This is a genomic window from Gordonia malaquae (genome assembly GCF_037148075.1).
Taxonomy (GTDB): domain Bacteria; phylum Actinomycetota; class Actinomycetes; order Mycobacteriales; family Mycobacteriaceae; genus Gordonia; species Gordonia malaquae.
Genome location: NZ_JBBCUB010000007.1, coordinates 59,922 through 75,562, shown reverse-complemented (window position 1 = coordinate 75,562; position 15,641 = coordinate 59,922). Strand labels below are relative to the sequence as shown.

General features: G+C 66.6%; 13 protein-coding genes and 1 riboswitch. Of the genes, 4 read left to right on the top strand and 9 right to left on the bottom strand.

Annotated features, from left to right (window positions below; translation table 11 throughout):
* The 3 genes from ppk2 to WFK36_RS20375 are packed head-to-tail and all read left to right on the top strand — an operon-like array spanning window position 1 to window position 2,501.
* On the top strand, window positions 1-966 hold the full coding sequence (ppk2, locus tag WFK36_RS20385; RefSeq protein WP_008381719.1) for a polyphosphate kinase 2: 966 nt from the start codon (window positions 1-3) through the stop codon (window positions 964-966).
* A gap of 26 nt (window positions 967-992) precedes the next feature.
* A complete protein-coding gene (locus tag WFK36_RS20380) occupies window positions 993-1,820 on the top strand; it encodes a hypothetical protein (protein WP_336793878.1) in 828 nt (275 codons plus the stop codon).
* 9 nt (window positions 1,821-1,829) lie between these two features.
* On the top strand, window positions 1,830-2,501 hold the full coding sequence (locus WFK36_RS20375; protein ID WP_336793876.1) for a rhomboid-like protein: 672 nt from the start codon (window positions 1,830-1,832) through the stop codon (window positions 2,499-2,501).
* Here the strand turns inward: WFK36_RS20375 and WFK36_RS20370 are convergent.
* The 7 genes from WFK36_RS20370 to WFK36_RS20340 form a co-directional block, all read right to left on the bottom strand.
* Window positions 2,470-3,267: an ABC transporter ATP-binding protein gene (locus tag WFK36_RS20370; protein ID WP_008381715.1), complete on the bottom strand. Its 798-nt coding sequence runs from the start codon at window positions 3,265-3,267 to the stop codon at window positions 2,470-2,472. The two genes, WFK36_RS20375 and WFK36_RS20370, sit on opposite strands and share 32 nt — an antisense overlap.
* On the bottom strand, window positions 3,264-4,331 hold the full coding sequence (locus tag WFK36_RS20365) for a FecCD family ABC transporter permease (RefSeq protein WP_336793874.1): 1,068 nt from the start codon (window positions 4,329-4,331) through the stop codon (window positions 3,264-3,266). Before WFK36_RS20365 ends, WFK36_RS20370 begins: the two co-directional genes overlap by 4 nt.
* On the bottom strand, window positions 4,328-5,521 hold the full coding sequence (locus WFK36_RS20360) for an ABC transporter substrate-binding protein (protein WP_336793873.1): 1,194 nt from the start codon (window positions 5,519-5,521) through the stop codon (window positions 4,328-4,330). Before WFK36_RS20360 ends, WFK36_RS20365 begins: the two co-directional genes overlap by 4 nt.
* Window positions 5,522-5,556: 35 nt before the next feature.
* A riboswitch (cobalamin riboswitch) is annotated at window positions 5,557-5,681 on the bottom strand.
* 31 nt (window positions 5,682-5,712) lie between these two features.
* Window positions 5,713-7,755, bottom strand: coding sequence for a prolyl oligopeptidase family serine peptidase (locus tag WFK36_RS20355; RefSeq protein ID WP_336793872.1), 2,043 nt, complete (start codon window positions 7,753-7,755; stop codon window positions 5,713-5,715).
* Window positions 7,756-7,929: 174 nt separating this feature from the next.
* Window positions 7,930-9,303, bottom strand: coding sequence for an MFS transporter (locus WFK36_RS20350; RefSeq protein ID WP_336793871.1), 1,374 nt, complete (start codon window positions 9,301-9,303; stop codon window positions 7,930-7,932).
* Between the two features lie 219 nt (window positions 9,304-9,522).
* Window positions 9,523-10,764 carry an NADH:flavin oxidoreductase gene (locus WFK36_RS20345; RefSeq protein WP_336793869.1) on the bottom strand — a complete coding sequence of 414 codons (1,242 nt, stop codon included), beginning with the start codon at window positions 10,762-10,764 and terminating at the stop codon, window positions 9,523-9,525.
* Complete coding sequence (locus WFK36_RS20340; RefSeq protein ID WP_008380491.1) at window positions 10,761-11,339, bottom strand: TetR/AcrR family transcriptional regulator; 579 nt, start codon at window positions 11,337-11,339, stop codon at window positions 10,761-10,763. The genes WFK36_RS20345 and WFK36_RS20340 overlap by 4 nt, the downstream gene beginning before the upstream one ends.
* 102 nt (window positions 11,340-11,441) lie before the next feature.
* On the opposite strand from WFK36_RS20340, the gene lpdA reads away from it, so the two are divergent.
* A complete protein-coding gene (lpdA, locus tag WFK36_RS20335) occupies window positions 11,442-12,827 on the top strand; it encodes a dihydrolipoyl dehydrogenase (RefSeq protein ID WP_008380492.1) in 1,386 nt (461 codons plus the stop codon).
* A gap of 157 nt (window positions 12,828-12,984) precedes the next feature.
* On the opposite strand, the gene WFK36_RS20330 is transcribed toward lpdA, so the two are convergent.
* Both WFK36_RS20330 and WFK36_RS20325 read right to left on the bottom strand, forming a co-directional pair.
* Complete coding sequence (locus WFK36_RS20330) at window positions 12,985-14,229, bottom strand: NAD(P)/FAD-dependent oxidoreductase (RefSeq protein WP_336793868.1); 1,245 nt, start codon at window positions 14,227-14,229, stop codon at window positions 12,985-12,987.
* A complete protein-coding gene (locus tag WFK36_RS20325) occupies window positions 14,226-15,593 on the bottom strand; it encodes an amino acid permease (RefSeq protein ID WP_336793867.1) in 1,368 nt (455 codons plus the stop codon). Before WFK36_RS20325 ends, WFK36_RS20330 begins: the two co-directional genes overlap by 4 nt.
* Between the last annotated feature and the right edge of the window lie 48 nt (window positions 15,594-15,641).

The following is a 15,641-nucleotide window of genomic DNA, read 5'->3' as shown; positions in this document are numbered from 1 at the left end:
GTGCCCGTGGAGAACGTCGACGGCTATGTGCAGCCTCAGCAGAACATCGGTCCGGACCTGAGTGTCGTGTCGGGGCGGGAGGCGTTGCAGCAGCTCGTCGACCTGCGCGACACCGGCAACTTCACCGTTGTCGACGACGATGACGACGACCCGATCCTGCTGACGCTGCCCGAGCGGAACGTCGTCGACACGTGGCGTGAGGACTACCCGTACGAAGAGCGCATGAGCCGCCGCGAGTACGAGGTCACCAAGCGGCGCCTGCAGATCGAGCTGCTCAAGCTGCAGAAATGGTCGAAGCAGACCGGCCAGCGTCATCTCTTCCTGTTCGAGGGGCGTGACGCGGCAGGCAAGGGCGGGACCATCAAACGCTTCAACGAGCACCTCAATCCGCGCGGCGCGCGCGTCGTCGCCCTGGAGAAGCCGTCGGAGCGCGAGTCGACCGAGTGGTACTTCCAGCGGTATGTGCAGCATCTTCCCGCCGCGGGAGAGATGGTCTTCTTCGACCGCTCCTGGTACAACCGGGCTGGCGTCGAGCGAGTGATGAGCTTCTGCACGCCGGACCAGTACGACCAGTTCATGCATCAGGCGCCCGCCTTCGAGAAGATGCTCGTCGACGACGGTGTGCACCTGGTGAAGTTCTGGTTCTCGGTGACACCGCTCGAGCAGCGGACTCGTTTCGCGATCCGTCAGATCGACCCGGTCCGTCAGTGGAAGCTCTCACCGATGGACCTCGCGTCGCTTGATCGCTGGGACTCGTACACCGACGCCAAAGAGCGGATGTTCGCCGACACCGACACCGACCATGCTCCGTGGACGGTTGTGAAGAGCAACGACAAGAAGCGCGCCCGGATCAACGCCATGCGGTACGTGCTGAGCCTGCACGATTACGACGGCAAAGACGCGTCGATCGTCGGAGCGCCGGACCCGCTCGTCGTGGGCCGTGCCCGCGACCTCGTCGGCGAGTAAGCCGAGCAGCCGGTAGCCTCGAACGGGTGCGAAGTCTTGTCTCCGGCCTGTTCACCGTTGTCGCGATGGTCTGCATGATCGTCGCCGTCCCCAGCATGTGGGTGTCGCAGCGAGTCGTGTCGACGGAGGGATTCGCCGCGTCCGCCGCGGACGCGGCACGCAACACCGAAGTGCAGGACTACTTCGCGGAGAAGGTCGCGGCGGCGGTCGTCGACCAGACGAGTGTTCCGCTCGCGGGGACCATCGTGCAGCCGCTCGCCACAAACTATGCGCGGAGCGAGGGCTTCGTGATGGACTTCGAACAGATCGCCCGGCAGCAGCACGACTGGCTGTTCAACGCTCCGGGCCCCGACACCGACACTCACGTGATGGACGTCAACATCACGCCGATGGTCAACCGGGTGCTGGCGACGGCGCCGCTGCCGACGCCGATCGTGGTCGACAAGGCCATCTATGTCGGCATCGATCAGCACCGCCTGACGGCGGGCTCGCTGGAGTCGTCCGGCGAGCTGATCGACAAGACCTCGTGGCTGACCCTGATCGGGGCGGCGATCGCGGCGGTCGTCGCGTTGCTCACCGCGAACCGCCGCAGCACAGTGCTCGCGTGGCTCGGCGTCGGAGTGGTCCTCGCAGCCCTCGGGGCGTACGGAGTCGCGCAGTACATCAACACCCTTGCAGGCGACAAGGCTGCGGACACCGACGAAGCCGCCCGCCGCACCGTCGAAGTCGTAGCGGACGGCGTCTCGTCCGATCTAGTACAGGTGTCGCTGATCGTCGGCGCCGTCGGAGCCGTTGTGATCGCAGTCGGGCTCGTGTCTCGCGTCGTCGCAGGACGACGCGCCTACAGTTACTGACCCACGGAGATGGCGACCACGTCCGACAGCAGGTTTCGGACGGTGGTCCGCGCGGTCGTCGGCTGGATTCGCAGCGCACCCGCCACCTATCTGTGGCTGGCGGTCCTCCTGGCGACCACGATCGTGCAGCACATCGTGTCGCCCGGCTCCCTCGACGACATCCTGGGTCGCAGATCGACGAATCTCGAGAACCTGTCGGAGCATCCGCTGCGCCCGATGATCACCAGTCTGTTCTGGCTCGACGGTGCGTACTGGCTTCCTTACGTCGTGGGGTTCACCGTGTTCCTCGCCGTCGCCGAACGATGGCTCGGCACCGCACGATTCGTCGTGGTCGGACTCGCCGGACACGTCCTTGCGACGCTGGCTAGTCAGGGGCTCCTCGATCTGGCGATCGGGCACGGCCGCGCCGACCCCACGCTGCGCGACGCGATCGACGTAGGCGTCAGCTACTTCATGGCCACGGTGATCGCGGTGCTCGCCTACCGTCTCCCGCCGCCGTGGCGGTGGGTCTACGCGGCGATCGCGCTGGCGACGGTGATCGCGCCGTTCGCGGTGGGGACACCCGACTTCACCGACGCCGGGCACCTGATCGCGATGCTCATCGGCTTCGCCATGTACCCGATCACCCTCGGCCGGTCGCGACTGCAGATCACCCGAGGGTCGTTCCACTTCCGTCGATGACGAACGTCAGCTGATCGGCGTCGAAGCGGAGACGTCCACGATCGAACGCCGCGGACACCGAACCGTCGGCGGCGAGTGCCGCAGGCGTGCCGGTTGTCATGGTCCCGTCACCGCGCAGCAGCCACACCTCGTCGGAGAGGCGCATGACGAGTTCCAGTTCGTGCGACGACATGAGGACGGCGATGCCCTGCTCGCGGGCCAACGTCGCGAGGAGATCGAGGAACTCGACGCGTGACGGCGCGTCCAGATGCGATGTCGGCTCATCGAGGACGAGCAGTTCCGGCTCCTGTGCGAGAGCTCGCGCGGCGAGCACACGCTGCCGTTCACCGTCGGACAGGTCGTGGAACGGTCGGTCGGCCAGATCCGTCGCTCGGACGGCGTCCAACGCGCGGTCGGTGACGCGACGGTCGTCGGCGGAGAGTCGTCCGGTCGGGGACAGGTACGGCGTTCGGCCGAGGGAGGCGACCTCCCGGGCCGTGAGCCGGCCGGGATCGACGGTGTCGGTGGTGACGACGGCGATGCGGCGTGCCAGGCCGGCTGCCTTCAACGTCGTGACGTCGGTGCCGTCGGCGAGGACCGCCGAGCCCGCCAGGGGCGGCTGCAGACCGCATACGGTCCGGAGCAGTGTCGACTTGCCCGCACCGTTCGGCCCGATCAACGACGTGAGGCGGCCCGTCGCCGCCACGGCGGACAGGTTCGAGGCGACTGTGCGGCCTCGCCGTCCCCGATACCCGACGGTCAGCTTCTGAAGTTCGAGCCCGGTCACACCGCACCTCCCTGTGCGCGTCCGCGGAGCAGGACGGTGATGACGACGGGTGCTCCGATGAGGGCGGTCACCGCGTTCAGCGGCAGCGACATGTGATCGCCGGGGAGGTCGGCGAGGGCGCCGCACCAGACGGCGAGGGTCGCGCCGACAAGCGCGCACCCCGGAATCAACGACCGGTGATCGGAGGTTTGGAGCAGGCCCCGGACCAGGTGCGGAATCACCAGGCCGAGGAATCCGACCGGCCCGCAGAACGCCGTCACGACACCGGTGAGAAGGGCCGCCGACAGCAGAGTGACGGTTCGCGCGACACGAAGGTCAACGCCCATCGAGCGGGCGTAGCCCTCGCCGAGGAGCAAGGCGTTCAGCGGTCGGACGGTGAAGAACACGACCAGAATCGTCACCGCCACAATCGGCGCCGCCACCTGGATGTCGCTCCACGACGTCGACGAGAACGTTCCGAGACCCCAGATCATGTACTTCTGGACCGAAGTGGGATCGGCGTAGACGATGAGGACCGCGACGAGCGCGCCGGTCACCGAGCCGAGCATCACGCCGATCAACAGCAGCGTGACGGCGTTGCGGACCCAGACGGCCATCAGCAGGATCACGCCGAGCACTGCCGCCGCGCCCGCCGCGGCGGCCAGAACGATGCCGAGACGACCCCATCCGGCGAGGACTCCGACGAACGCCGGTCCGCCCGCGCCGCCTGCGAGAGCGACGATCGCGACTCCGAGACTCGCTCCCGAGTTGGCGCCGAGGATGTAGGGGTCGGCGAGCGCGTTGCGGAACAGCGTCTGCATCTGCAGGCCGGCGACGCCGAGAGCGGCGCCCGCGATCGCCGACGTCGCGATCCGCGGCAGCCGGACCAGGCGCAGAATCGCGTCATGGCCCGCATCCGACGCAGTGCCGCCGATCAACACGTGCACCACGTCGGACAGCGGCATCATCACCGCACCGATCGCGGCCGTCACCAACACCGACACGACGGCGAAGACGATCAGCGCCGTCCACTTTTCGGCTGTGCCGCGAGCCTTCACCGTGTCGGCGGTGACGGGAGTGGTCACTGCTGCGGGAGCTGGAGGTAGAACGCGAACTTGTGGTCGGGGAAGAGGTCTGGATGCAGGATCGCCGCGAGATCGGCCAGTACGAGGTCGGGACGGAGGACGCCGCGCTCCCAGTAGTCGTTTCCGCCGGTCGCGCTCATCGCCTTCGTCGCGTTCCACGCACGCTTGGCCGGTTGTGCGAACACCCGGTACCGCTCGTCCTGCTTGTACAGGTCGGCGAGGGACGCGACGGTCATGTCGGAGAGGAGCCACGCGTCGGCGTTTCGAGACTTGTCGATGACGGACTCGATCGAGAGACGCAACGAGCCGGTCGACGGGTCCGCGGCCCAGGGGTAGTCGCCGCCCGCGTCACGGACGAGCCGCCCGAAGTAGTTGCCGCCCGCGGCGAGCGTCCACGCGCCGTTCTCGATGCCGCCGAGCAGCACGTCGGTCTTCGGTGCGTTCGTCGTCTTCTGCTGCACCTTGGTGTACTCCGACTTGATGGTGCTGAAGACGTCGGCCGCCTTCGTCTCGGTACCGGTGAGTGCGGCGAAGAACTTGATCCACTCGGCCCGACCGAGTGGACTCGCCTCGAGCCAGTCGGCGTTGGCGAGGACCGGGACGCCCGCCTGCCGCAGTTTCGCGTACGACGGATCCTCGTTGCCGTCGGACACCAGGACGTCGGGCTGTCCGGCGATCACCTTCTCGACGTTGGGCACACCAGCGTCGGCGTACTGGACCACGTCGCCCTCGTCGATCCGTGCGCGGATCTCAGGGGTGGAGACGTAGTCGGTGGAGCTCACACCGGTCACCGTGTCGGCGGCGCCGAGGGCCGCCATCGCGGGCAGATGTGTCGTGGATCCCGAGTACATGCTGCGAATCGGCACCTGAACCTGCGGGGCCTCCGCGAGAGCTCCGTCGAGCTTCGGCGCAGGTGCACCGCAGCGGACCAGGACGTACGACACGGGCCGCGCGCCTGGCGACGGTTCCTTGACCGTCAGGACCTGGTACGACTTGTGGTATTCGATCGCCAGTCCCGACGCGTCGGAGATCGTCGACTTGTCGGGGAAGTAGTCGGTGTTCGCGTCGAAATCTGTGATGCAGTCGCGAGCAGCGCCCGCATCGTTCGACGTCGACTCGGAGCAGCCCGCGACGGCCAATCCGATGACGAGCAGACACGCGATGGTGGCCTTGCGGACATGCGGGTGCACGGCATCCGCCTCTCTCGGGGACACTCCGCCCCGACGACGAGATCAGCTCGAGCGGAGGTCTGGCTGCCGCGTGAAGCGGTCACAGTGGCGGGTACCGCGTCGGATTCACACCGACTTCCCGCGTCGAGGCTGGTTGACGCCATGAAACGTAACACGATCCCCGAATCTCCGACGCAGTCGCCGTGGGAGGGTCAGCGATCAGTCGCGCCGACAGTGCGCCAGAGGAATTCGTAGGCGAGGGCCGATTTGAACGCCGCCTGCTTGTTGTCGGCCGCGCCGCCGTGACCGCCCTCGATGTTCTCGTAGTACCGGACCGGTTGGCCTGCGGCTTCGAGTGCGGCGGTGAACTTCCGGGCATGACCGGGATGCACGCGGTCGTCGCGGGTCGAGGTGGTGACCAGCGTCTGCGGGTAGTCGACATCGGAGCGAACCCGCTGGTACGGCGAGTACGCGGAGATGTACTCCCACTCGGCCGGGTCGTCGGGGTCGCCGTACTCGGCCATCCACGAGGCTCCCGCCAGGAGGAGGTGATACCGCCGCATGTCGATCAGAGGCACCTGGCAGACCAACGCGCCGAAAAGCTCCGGGTACGTGGTCGCCATGACGCCCATCAGCAGGCCGCCGTTCGATCCGCCCTGCGCGGCCAGGGTCGCGGGAGTGGTGAATCCTCGTGCCACGAGATCCCGAGCCACCGAGGAGAAGTCCTCGTACACGAGATGACGTCCCGCCTTCACCGCCTGGGTGTGCCACGACGGACCGTACTCACCGCCTCCGCGGATGTTCGAGTACACATAGATCCCGCCACGCGTGATCCAGTTCCGCGCAGCCACGGCCAGATAGCTCGGTGTCAGCGAGTTCTCGAAGCCGCCGTAGCCGTAGAGCAGGGTCGGGCCCGACTCGACGTCGTCGCGCTTGATCACGAAGTACGGAACCCGGGTGCCGTCGTCCGAGGTCGCGAAGAACTGCTGGGTGCTCACATTCGACGCGTCGAACCGCTCGGGCGACGACTTGATCGGAGCCACCCCGGACACGGCGTCGCCGTACAACAGGGTCGGGGACTGCGTGAACGAGCTCGACGACATCCAGATCTCGTCACTGTGATCGGCGTCGGTGTCGAGCACTCCGACCGTCGCGAGATCCGGGACGCCCGGCAGCTCTGCCGGCGTCCACGTGCCGAACTCCATCGACTGCAGCCGGGTCGCGACGTCGTGCAGCGTCACCAGGATCAGTCGTGTCGCCGTGATCGCGTACGTCTCCAGGCTGGTGTGCGTGTCCGGCGTGAACAGCACAGTATGCGTGCGGTCGCCGTCGAGGAAGCGCTCGTAGTCGAACGCCAACAGGCTTCCGGCCGGCCGTGCCACACCGTCGACGGTCCACTCGGACTTCGGGGTCACCAGCATCACGTCGTGCCGTACCGAGAAGTCGGCGTCCGACGGGACGTCCACCGTGCGCAGCTCACCGTCTCGGAGTTCGAACTGCTCGGCGTTGTAGAAGTCTGTCGACCGGTACACGAAGTGTCGCGGAAAGCCGGGCGTCGGGTCGAACGAGGCGCCGACCGCGACGTCGTCGACGGAACCGGTGAACACCGTCGTCGCCGACGCGAGGTCGGTGCCGCGAGTCCACTGCTTCACCACGCGCGGGTACCCCGACGACGTCCACGATCCAGCACCGTCCGGCTGCTCGCCGAACTCGGTGCCCACGTACACGGTGTCCCGGTCGATCCAACCGACATTCGATTTGTTCTCCGGCAGCACGAATCCGTCGTCGACCCACGTTCGCGACGGGATGTCGAACTCGCGGACAACCGTCGCATCCGCGCCGCCGCGGGACAGCGAGATCAACGCACGGTCGTAGTCAGGTCGAAGCACCGACGCCCCGCTCCACACCCAGTTCTCGTCCTCCGCCGTCCGCAAGGCGTCGACGTCGATCAAGACGTCCCACTCGGGCTCGGTTGATCGGTACGATTCCAGCGTCGTCCGCCGCCACAGTCCGTACGGGTTGGTCCCGTCGACCCAGAAGTTGTAGACGTACTCGCCGCGCCGCCGCACATACGGGATCCGGTCGTCCGACGACAGGATCTCCAACGTCTCCGACTGCATCTGAGCGAACCGCTCCGACGATGTCAGTTCGGCGACGGTCGGCTCGTTGTGCGCGCGCACCCAGTCGAGTGCCTCGTCTCCGGTGACGTCCTCCAGCCACAGGTACGGATCGTCGGTCGTGTTCGTCTCAGCCACGTGGTTCAGGCTACCGGCGGGGCGGTTCGGCCGGTGGGGTCGGCAGGCGGGGTCGATTCGCCTCCTCGGCAGTCCTCGCGGGCTCGCCTAGCGGCTCGCTCGCTGCGGAGGGCTCCGAGGCGAATCGCCCCCGCCTGCCTCCGCTGTTGCTCCTAGCGCGATTAGGAGCAGGGGTCAGCGGGAGGGGAGGGCGGGCTCCGGGACGTCGTCGACCTCAGCGTCGGGCTCCGCGCTGGGGGTCTTGGTGCCGCGGAGGGAGGCTCCCGCAGTCTCCTTCAGGAAGTACAGGGCGACCATTCCGATCACACAGGCGGCCATCATGTACGCGGCGGGGAAGAGGTGCCAGCCGGTGTCGCCGACCACCCAGTCGTTCACCAGGGGAGCGGTGCCACCGAAGGCGGCCGTCGACACGTTGTACGAGATCGCAAAACCCGCGTAGCGAACGTGGGTCGGGAACATGGCGGGGAACGTCGCCGAGATGGTCGCCAGCTGCGGGATGTAGAGCAGTCCGAGCACCACGAAGCCGACGATCGCCCACGCGAAACCCTGCCCCATCAGCCAGTACATCGGCAACGCGAACACGAACAGACCGATCAGCGACGCCCACCACATGGGTTTGCGGCCCGTCGAGTCCGACCAGCGGCCGAACACGGGGATCATCAGCATCATGAGGACCTGGCCGATGAGGACCACCCACGAACCGCCCGACTCCGACAGCCCGATCGTGTTCTTCAAATAGTCGGGTTGGTAGGCGAGCAGTGTGTAGTTGGCGACGTTCAACGCCACGACCATGCCGAACATGATGAGGATCGGGCGCCAGTAGCCGACGATCGCCGTCTTCAAGAGTTCGAGGCCCGACGGTTCGCGCTTGCGCTTGCGATCCACTTCGGCGAAGACCGGTGGATCGTCCAACTGCGACCGCAGGTAGAGGCCGACGAGGCCGAGCGGGAGGGCGACGAGGAACGGAATGCGCCAACCCCACGATGCCATCTGGTCCTCGTCGAGGATAGAGTTCAACAGCAGGACGAACGCGGTGCCGGCCGAGAGGCCCGCCATCGTGCCGAACTCGAGGAAACTGCCGAAACGGCCGCGCTTGCGATCGGGCGCGTACTCGGCCATGAACGTCGCGGCCCCGCCGTATTCGCCGCCTGTCGAGAATCCCTGAATCACACGAAGCAGGATGAGGAGGGCGGGCGCCCAGACACCGATCGACGCGTGCGTCGGAAGCAGGCCGATCAATGCGGTGGCAAGGGAGATCAGCAGGATCGTCAATGCGAGGACGTGCTTGCGTCCCACCTTGTCGCCGATCGGCCCCCACACGAAACCGCCGAGCGGTCGGAGAAGGAACGAGACCGCGAAACCGAGCATCGTGCCCGTCGTTCCCCACGCTCCGGGAAAGAACGCTTGGGTCAGATATGTGGTGGTGGCGGCGTAGACGCCGTAGTCGTACCACTCGGTCGCATTGCCGATCGCGGATGCGGCGATCGCTTTGCGGACCATGGTGGCCGGTGGTGCTTCGAAGTCCTTGGTGGACGGCGAGTCTGTCATTCTGGTTCGTCGATTCGTGCTCGAGGAGTCGATGTCTCCGGGTCAGGTGGACTCAGGTCTCGCGGCCGCGCACGGCACGGCGGTTACCACTTCCTGACGGTCCTCGGGGGACGGTTGACAGACGGAGCGTGTACTCCGAACGGACTACATCCACACCTAGCATGTCTGTTCGACGATGGGAAACCCGCTATCGACCGTCCGGCCCCGCGAACAGGAGGTTCACGCAGGTGAGAAGGTGTCTGGCACCTCTCCTTCGCGGATGGGGCAACGGGTCTCGGAGTAGATCGTCGGCATGCACAGATTGCAGTGCACACAGCGCGAAACCGTCGACGCGTCCTCCTGGATCCGCAGCGGCAGATCTGGCTCGCGGAGCAGTGCGCGTCCCATCGCGACGAACTCGAATCCGGAGTCGAGCGCCGTCTGCATCGAGGCGCGATCGGTGATTCCGCCGAGAAGGATCAGCGGGAGCGACACCGACTTGCGGAGCTCTGCGGCCAGTGGGAGCAGGTAGGCGTCCCGATAGGGGTAGTGCTTCAAGAACACCGGGCCGACAGCCTTCATGCCGGTTCGGATGGGTCCCTTCATGGCGTCGGCGAACTCGGCCAGCGGCGGTTTCCCGTGGAACAGGTACATCGGGTTGAGCAGTGAGCTGCCCGCCGTCGGCTCGATGGCGTCGATGAAGCCGTCGGCTTCGAAGAGCTGAGCCGTCTCGCATGCCTGGTCGACGTTGAAACCGCTCCAGGGGCGGCCGCCTCGGTCGCGGCCGGGTTTGCCGACGCCGTCGAACATGTTCAACTTGGCCCAGACCGCGGCTTCGTCGCCGACGGCGCCGCGCACGGCTTCGAGGACTTCACGGGCCAGACGTGCTCGATTGACCACCGAGCCGCCGTATCCGTCGCGGCGGTGATTCAGCAGCGGGGACAGGAACGAGCTGATCAGGTAGTTGTGGCCGCAGTGCACCTCGAGTGCGTCGAACCCGCAGTCGACGGCGAGGCGGGCGGCGTCGACGAAGTTCTGCGTGACGCGTTTGATGTCGTCGGCGTCGACCTTCGCCGTGGCCGACATGCCCATCGGCGCCGGGATGCGGCCGGGTCCGAGGGCCTTGGCCCGGTTGGAGATGGAGTTCGCGACGGGACCCGCGTGGCCGAGCTGTGCCGCGGCGAGAGCGCCCTCGGAGTGGATGGCGTCGGTGAGACGTCGCAGGCCGTCGGCCGCTTCGGGGACCATCAGGATCTGATGCCTGTCGGTCCGCCCCTCCGGCGCTACAGCGCAGTACGCGACCGTGCTGATGCCGACCCCGCCCGCAGCGGTCTCGCGATGGAACTCGATCAGTTCGTCGGTCACCAGGGCGTCGGGTGTGCGCCCTTCGAAGGTCGCGCACTTGATCAGCCTGTTGCGCGGGGTGATCGGGCCGAGCTGCGCCGGTGCGAACGGGTCGACGGTGGAGAGGTCGAGGGTCATCGGGGTCCTTCGGTCGAAGTGGGGGCGGGGCCGGACAGGCCCGCGGTCAGGAAGTCGGCGAGTGCGGCGACTGTCGCGGTGCTCACCGGTGTGGGGTTGGACAGTTCGGTGATCAAGACGGTGAAGGCGAACCGCCACCGACGTCGCGCGGTGGCCTCGTCGACGTCGACGACTCGTCGCAGGAGCGCCACCCACACCTCGGTGCGGAACCAGGTGTCGGTCCAGTCGAGGTCACCGTGCGTGAGGACGAACCTTCCGAGCAATCGGAGGTGTCGGGCCAGTGCGGGATCCTCGGCCAGGCGCGTCACCGGTTCGAGAATCCTGTCGACGATCTCCCCGACGGAGGTGTCTCGAGTGCTCAGCTCGGTGAGAGGGTCGGCCCAGACCGGCCCGAGACGCTCCTGCAGCAGGGTGGTGACCAATCCCTCACGTGAACCGAAGTGGTAGTGGACTGCCGCCGGGTTCACTCCGGCCTCAGAGCACACCGCACGTACTTTGAGCTGCTCGTACGGTGTGCTCTCGAGGATTCGCTCGGCCGCGTCGAGCAGTCGGGTACGTGTCACGTCAGTGGCCATGAGGTGCAGTACATCACGTTTCAATCAACGTTTCAATCATTGATTGAAAGTTCCTCGGTGGAGCGACGACGCGACTGGTCGATGCGCGTTAGGCTGGACGCCGTGGCTGAACATTTTCAAACAGTTGTCCTGGGAGCCGGCCCCGGTGGGTACGTGGCCGCGATCCGGTCCGCCCAGCTGGGCATGAAGACCGCCGTCATCGAAGAGAAGTGGTGGGGCGGTGTCTGTCTGAACGTCGGATGCATCCCCTCCAAGGCGCTGCTCCGCAACGCTGAACTCGCTCACGTCTTCAATCACGAAGCCAAGACCTTCGGGATCAGCGGAGAGGTGTCGTTCGACTTCGGCGCCGCCTTCGACCGCTCCCGCCAGGTGTCCGACGGCATCGTCAAGGGCGTCCACTTCCTCATGAAGAAGAACGGCATCACCGAGATCGACGGCTACGGCGTGTTCACCGACGCCAAGACCATCAAGGTCGGCGACCGCGAGATCACGTTCGACAACGTCATCATCGACACAGGTTCCACTGTCCGCCTCCTGCCGGGCGTGGAGCTCAGCGAGAACGTCGTCACCTACGAGACGCAGATCCTCACCCGCGACCTCCCGAAGTCGATCGTCATCGTCGGCGCGGGCGCGATCGGCATGGAGTTCGGCTACGTCCTCGCCAACTACGGCGTCGACGTCACCATCGTCGAGTTCATGCCGCGCATCCTCCCGAACGAAGACGCCGATGTCTCCAAGGAGATGACGAAGGCGTACAAGAAGCTCGGCGTGAAGATCATGACCGGCACCGGCGTCCAGACCGTGGACGATCAGGGCAGCCAGGTCGTCGTCACATACAAGGACGCCAAGGGCAATGACGGCAGCCTGACCGTCGACAAGGTCCTCATGTCCGTCGGCTTCGCGCCGCGAGTCGAGGGCTTCGGTCTCGAGACCACCGGCGTGGCACTGACCGACCGCGGCGCCATCGCGATCGACGACCACATGCGCACCAACGTCGAAGGTATCTACGCGATCGGCGATGTGACCGCGAAGCTGCAGCTCGCGCACGTCGCCGAGGCCCAGGGCGTGGTCGCCGCCGAGACGATGGCCGGAGCTGAGACCATGACGCTCGGCGACTACCGCATGATGCCGCGCGCCACGTTCTGCCAGCCGCAGGTCGCGTCGTTCGGTCTCACCGAGGAGCAGGCCAAGGCCGAAGGGTATGACGTCAAGGTCACCAAGTTCCCGTTCAGCGCCAACGGCAAGGCGCAGGGCCTCGCCGCGCCGGCAGGCTTCGTCAAGCTGATCACCGACGGGACCAACGACGAACTGATCGGCGGTCACCTGGTCGGCGACAACGTCTCCGAGATGCTGCCCGAGCTCACTCTCGCGCAGAAGTGGGACCTGACCGCCAAGGAACTCGCCCGCAACGTCCACACGCATCCGACGATGAGTGAGGCGCTGCAGGAGACCTTCCACGGCGCGATCGGTCACATGATCAACCTGTAGGCATCGCCTGCAGAACCCCCCTGCTCCTTGAGCGAGCTCGCGAGTCGAAAGGTGTTGCCGCAATAGCCTTTCGACTCGCTTCGCTCGCTCAAGGAGCAGAGGAAGCGTCCGCTGCGGTGTGGCAGAGGAAGCGTTCGCTGCGATGCGCAGGGGAAGGTCAGCGGAGGGGATCGAATCCTGCGAGCGCCGAGGGGGTGACTCCCGTGCAGATGGTCTCCGCGAGGAGGCGGCCAGTGGCCGGACCGAGGGTCATGCCCTCCATCGCGTGGCCGCCCGCGACGAACACCCGGGGCGAGCGGGTGCGGCCGACGATCGGCAGACCGTCCTGTGTGCACGGCCGTGAACCGACCCATTCCTCGCGACGGTCGTCGAGCGATACACCCCGCAGCAGGGGACGGACCGATTCGACGATCGCCCCGATACGGCGCTGGTCGACGGGATCTCCATGTCGACCGAACTCCATCATCCCGGCGATCCGCATGCGGTCGCCGAGCGGAGTGCAGACCACGGACGACCCCGGGAAGTACACCGGACCCGGGGGCAGGTCGTCGACGTCCACTGCGAAGCTGTAGCCGCGACCTGCACGGACGCGGGTGGTGACGCCGTACTGCTTGGTGAGGGCGGGGAGTCCGACGCCGGTCGCCACGACGACCGAGTCGAACGACTCGTCCATCGTCGGTCCGGCGATCCGGACTCGCACACCACGATCGTCGACGCTGGTGATCGTGGTCCCGGTGCGGAGAGTGCCCCCACGGGCGACGAACGAGTCGGCGACAGCGGCGACGTAATCCGGCGGGTTCAAGAACCGCTGGCCGCGGAGCATCAACGCACCGCGAATCTTCTCGGTCAGCATGGGCGCGCGGGCGCGGGCCTCGTCGGCCGAGATGAGGTCGATGTCGACCTGCTGGCCGAGCGAGGTGATCTTCCGTCCCTCGTCGACCATGCCCTGCGGCCCTGCCGGGTCGGTGTAGGCGAACAGGAAGTCGTCTGCGGCCTCGATGGGGCCGTCGACGCCGCCGTCGGCCATCGCGTCGAATGCGTCGAGGGCCTCCCGGTTGATCTCGGCGAGAGCGCGCACCCCGGCCTTCCACCGAGCGGTGGTGCTGTTGCGCGCCATCCGGGCGAGGAACCCGAAGAGCTTCGGGTCGGGCCGCGGCGGGATGTACAACGGCGACGTCGGGCTGAGCAGGCTGCGAAGTCCGTAGGTCAGCATCGACGGATCGGTGAGCGGAGTGGAGAGCGTCGGGGTGATCCATCCGGCGTTGCCCCAGGAGGCGCCTGCCGCCGGGCCGACGGAGTCGACGACTGTCACGTCGACTCCGTGATCCTGGAGGAACCACGCTGTGGACAGGCCGACCATCCCGGCGCCGACGACGGCGACGGATGTGGGCGCAGCGTTCACTGCTTCGCGTCCGCGGTTGCGCGGTCCGCGATGCGCGGCTTGATGCCCCAGTGGTAGATCGCGTAGAACACGGGCACGCAGCCGAGTCCGAGGATCAACGACAGTCGTTGGGTGGCGTCGAACGCCATGGACACGAACACGACGCCGTTCATGAGAATCACGAGTATCGGGGTCAGCGGGAACATCGGAGCGGCGTAGGGGAGATCCTTCACGTCGCCGCCGTTCTTCACGTACTGCCGACGGAACCGGTACTGCGACAGGGCGATCGTCATCCAGCACAGGGCGCCGCCGACACCGCTGACGGAGATCAGGAATACGAACACGGTGTCCGCGGCCACGAACTCGGTCATGAGCGACAGCAGGCCGAACAACAGTGTGAAGAGCAGGCCCCACACAGGGATGCCGCGCTTGGTGGTGACGCCGAAGACGCGGGGTGCGGCCTTCTCCTGCGCGAGGGACCACAGGATGCGCGTGCACATGTAGAGGCCGGTGTTGCCGACCGACAGGATGGCCACCAGGATGACGAAGTTCATGATGCCCGCGGCGTAGGGGATGCCGATGGCCTTGAAGACGGTGACGAACGGACTCTCGTCGAGGCCGAGCTGCTCCCACGGGATGAGGGCGATCAGGATGAGGATCGAGCCCAGGTAGAGGAACACCAGGCGGAAGACGATGGTGCGGACGGCCTTCGGGATCGCCTTGCGCGGATTCTCAGTCTCGCCTGCGACGACGCCCATCACTTCGGAGCCCATGAAGGTGTAGACGACGGTCATCATGGCGGCGAAGACGGCGCCGAACCCGACCGGGAAGAACCCGCCGTGTGCAGTGAAGTTGGTGAGGCCGGGAGCCTGGATGCCGTCCATCTTGATGACGCCGAAGATGGCCAGGAGGCCGAGGACGATGAAGGTGCCGACGGCGAGGACCTTGATGGCGGCCAGCGCGTACTCGGTTTCGGCGAACGACCGGGCGGTGAAGCAGTTCACGAGGAACAGCACGGCGATGAAGACGGCGGACCACACCCACGTCGGGGTGTCCGGGAACCAGAACTTCATGGTGATGCCGGCGGCAGTGAACTCGAGGCCGATGAACGAGGCCCAGCTGATCCAGTACACCCAGCCGATGGTGAAGCCGGTGCCGGGACCGATGTACTTGGTGGCGTGCGCCTGGAACGAACCGCTGACGGGCATGACCGCGGACATCTCGCCGAGGCAGACCATCGTCAGGTAGAGGAGGACGCCGCCGACGATGTACGCGACGATTGTTCCACCGGGGCCGGCGGAGCTGATGACCTCGCCTGTTCCGAGAAACAGGCCGGTGCCGATCACGCCGGCGAGGGTGATCATGAAGAGGTGGCGGCTCTTCATGACGCGTTTGAGGGCTGGACCTTCGGGCGTGTAGAACGGTTCGTTCAC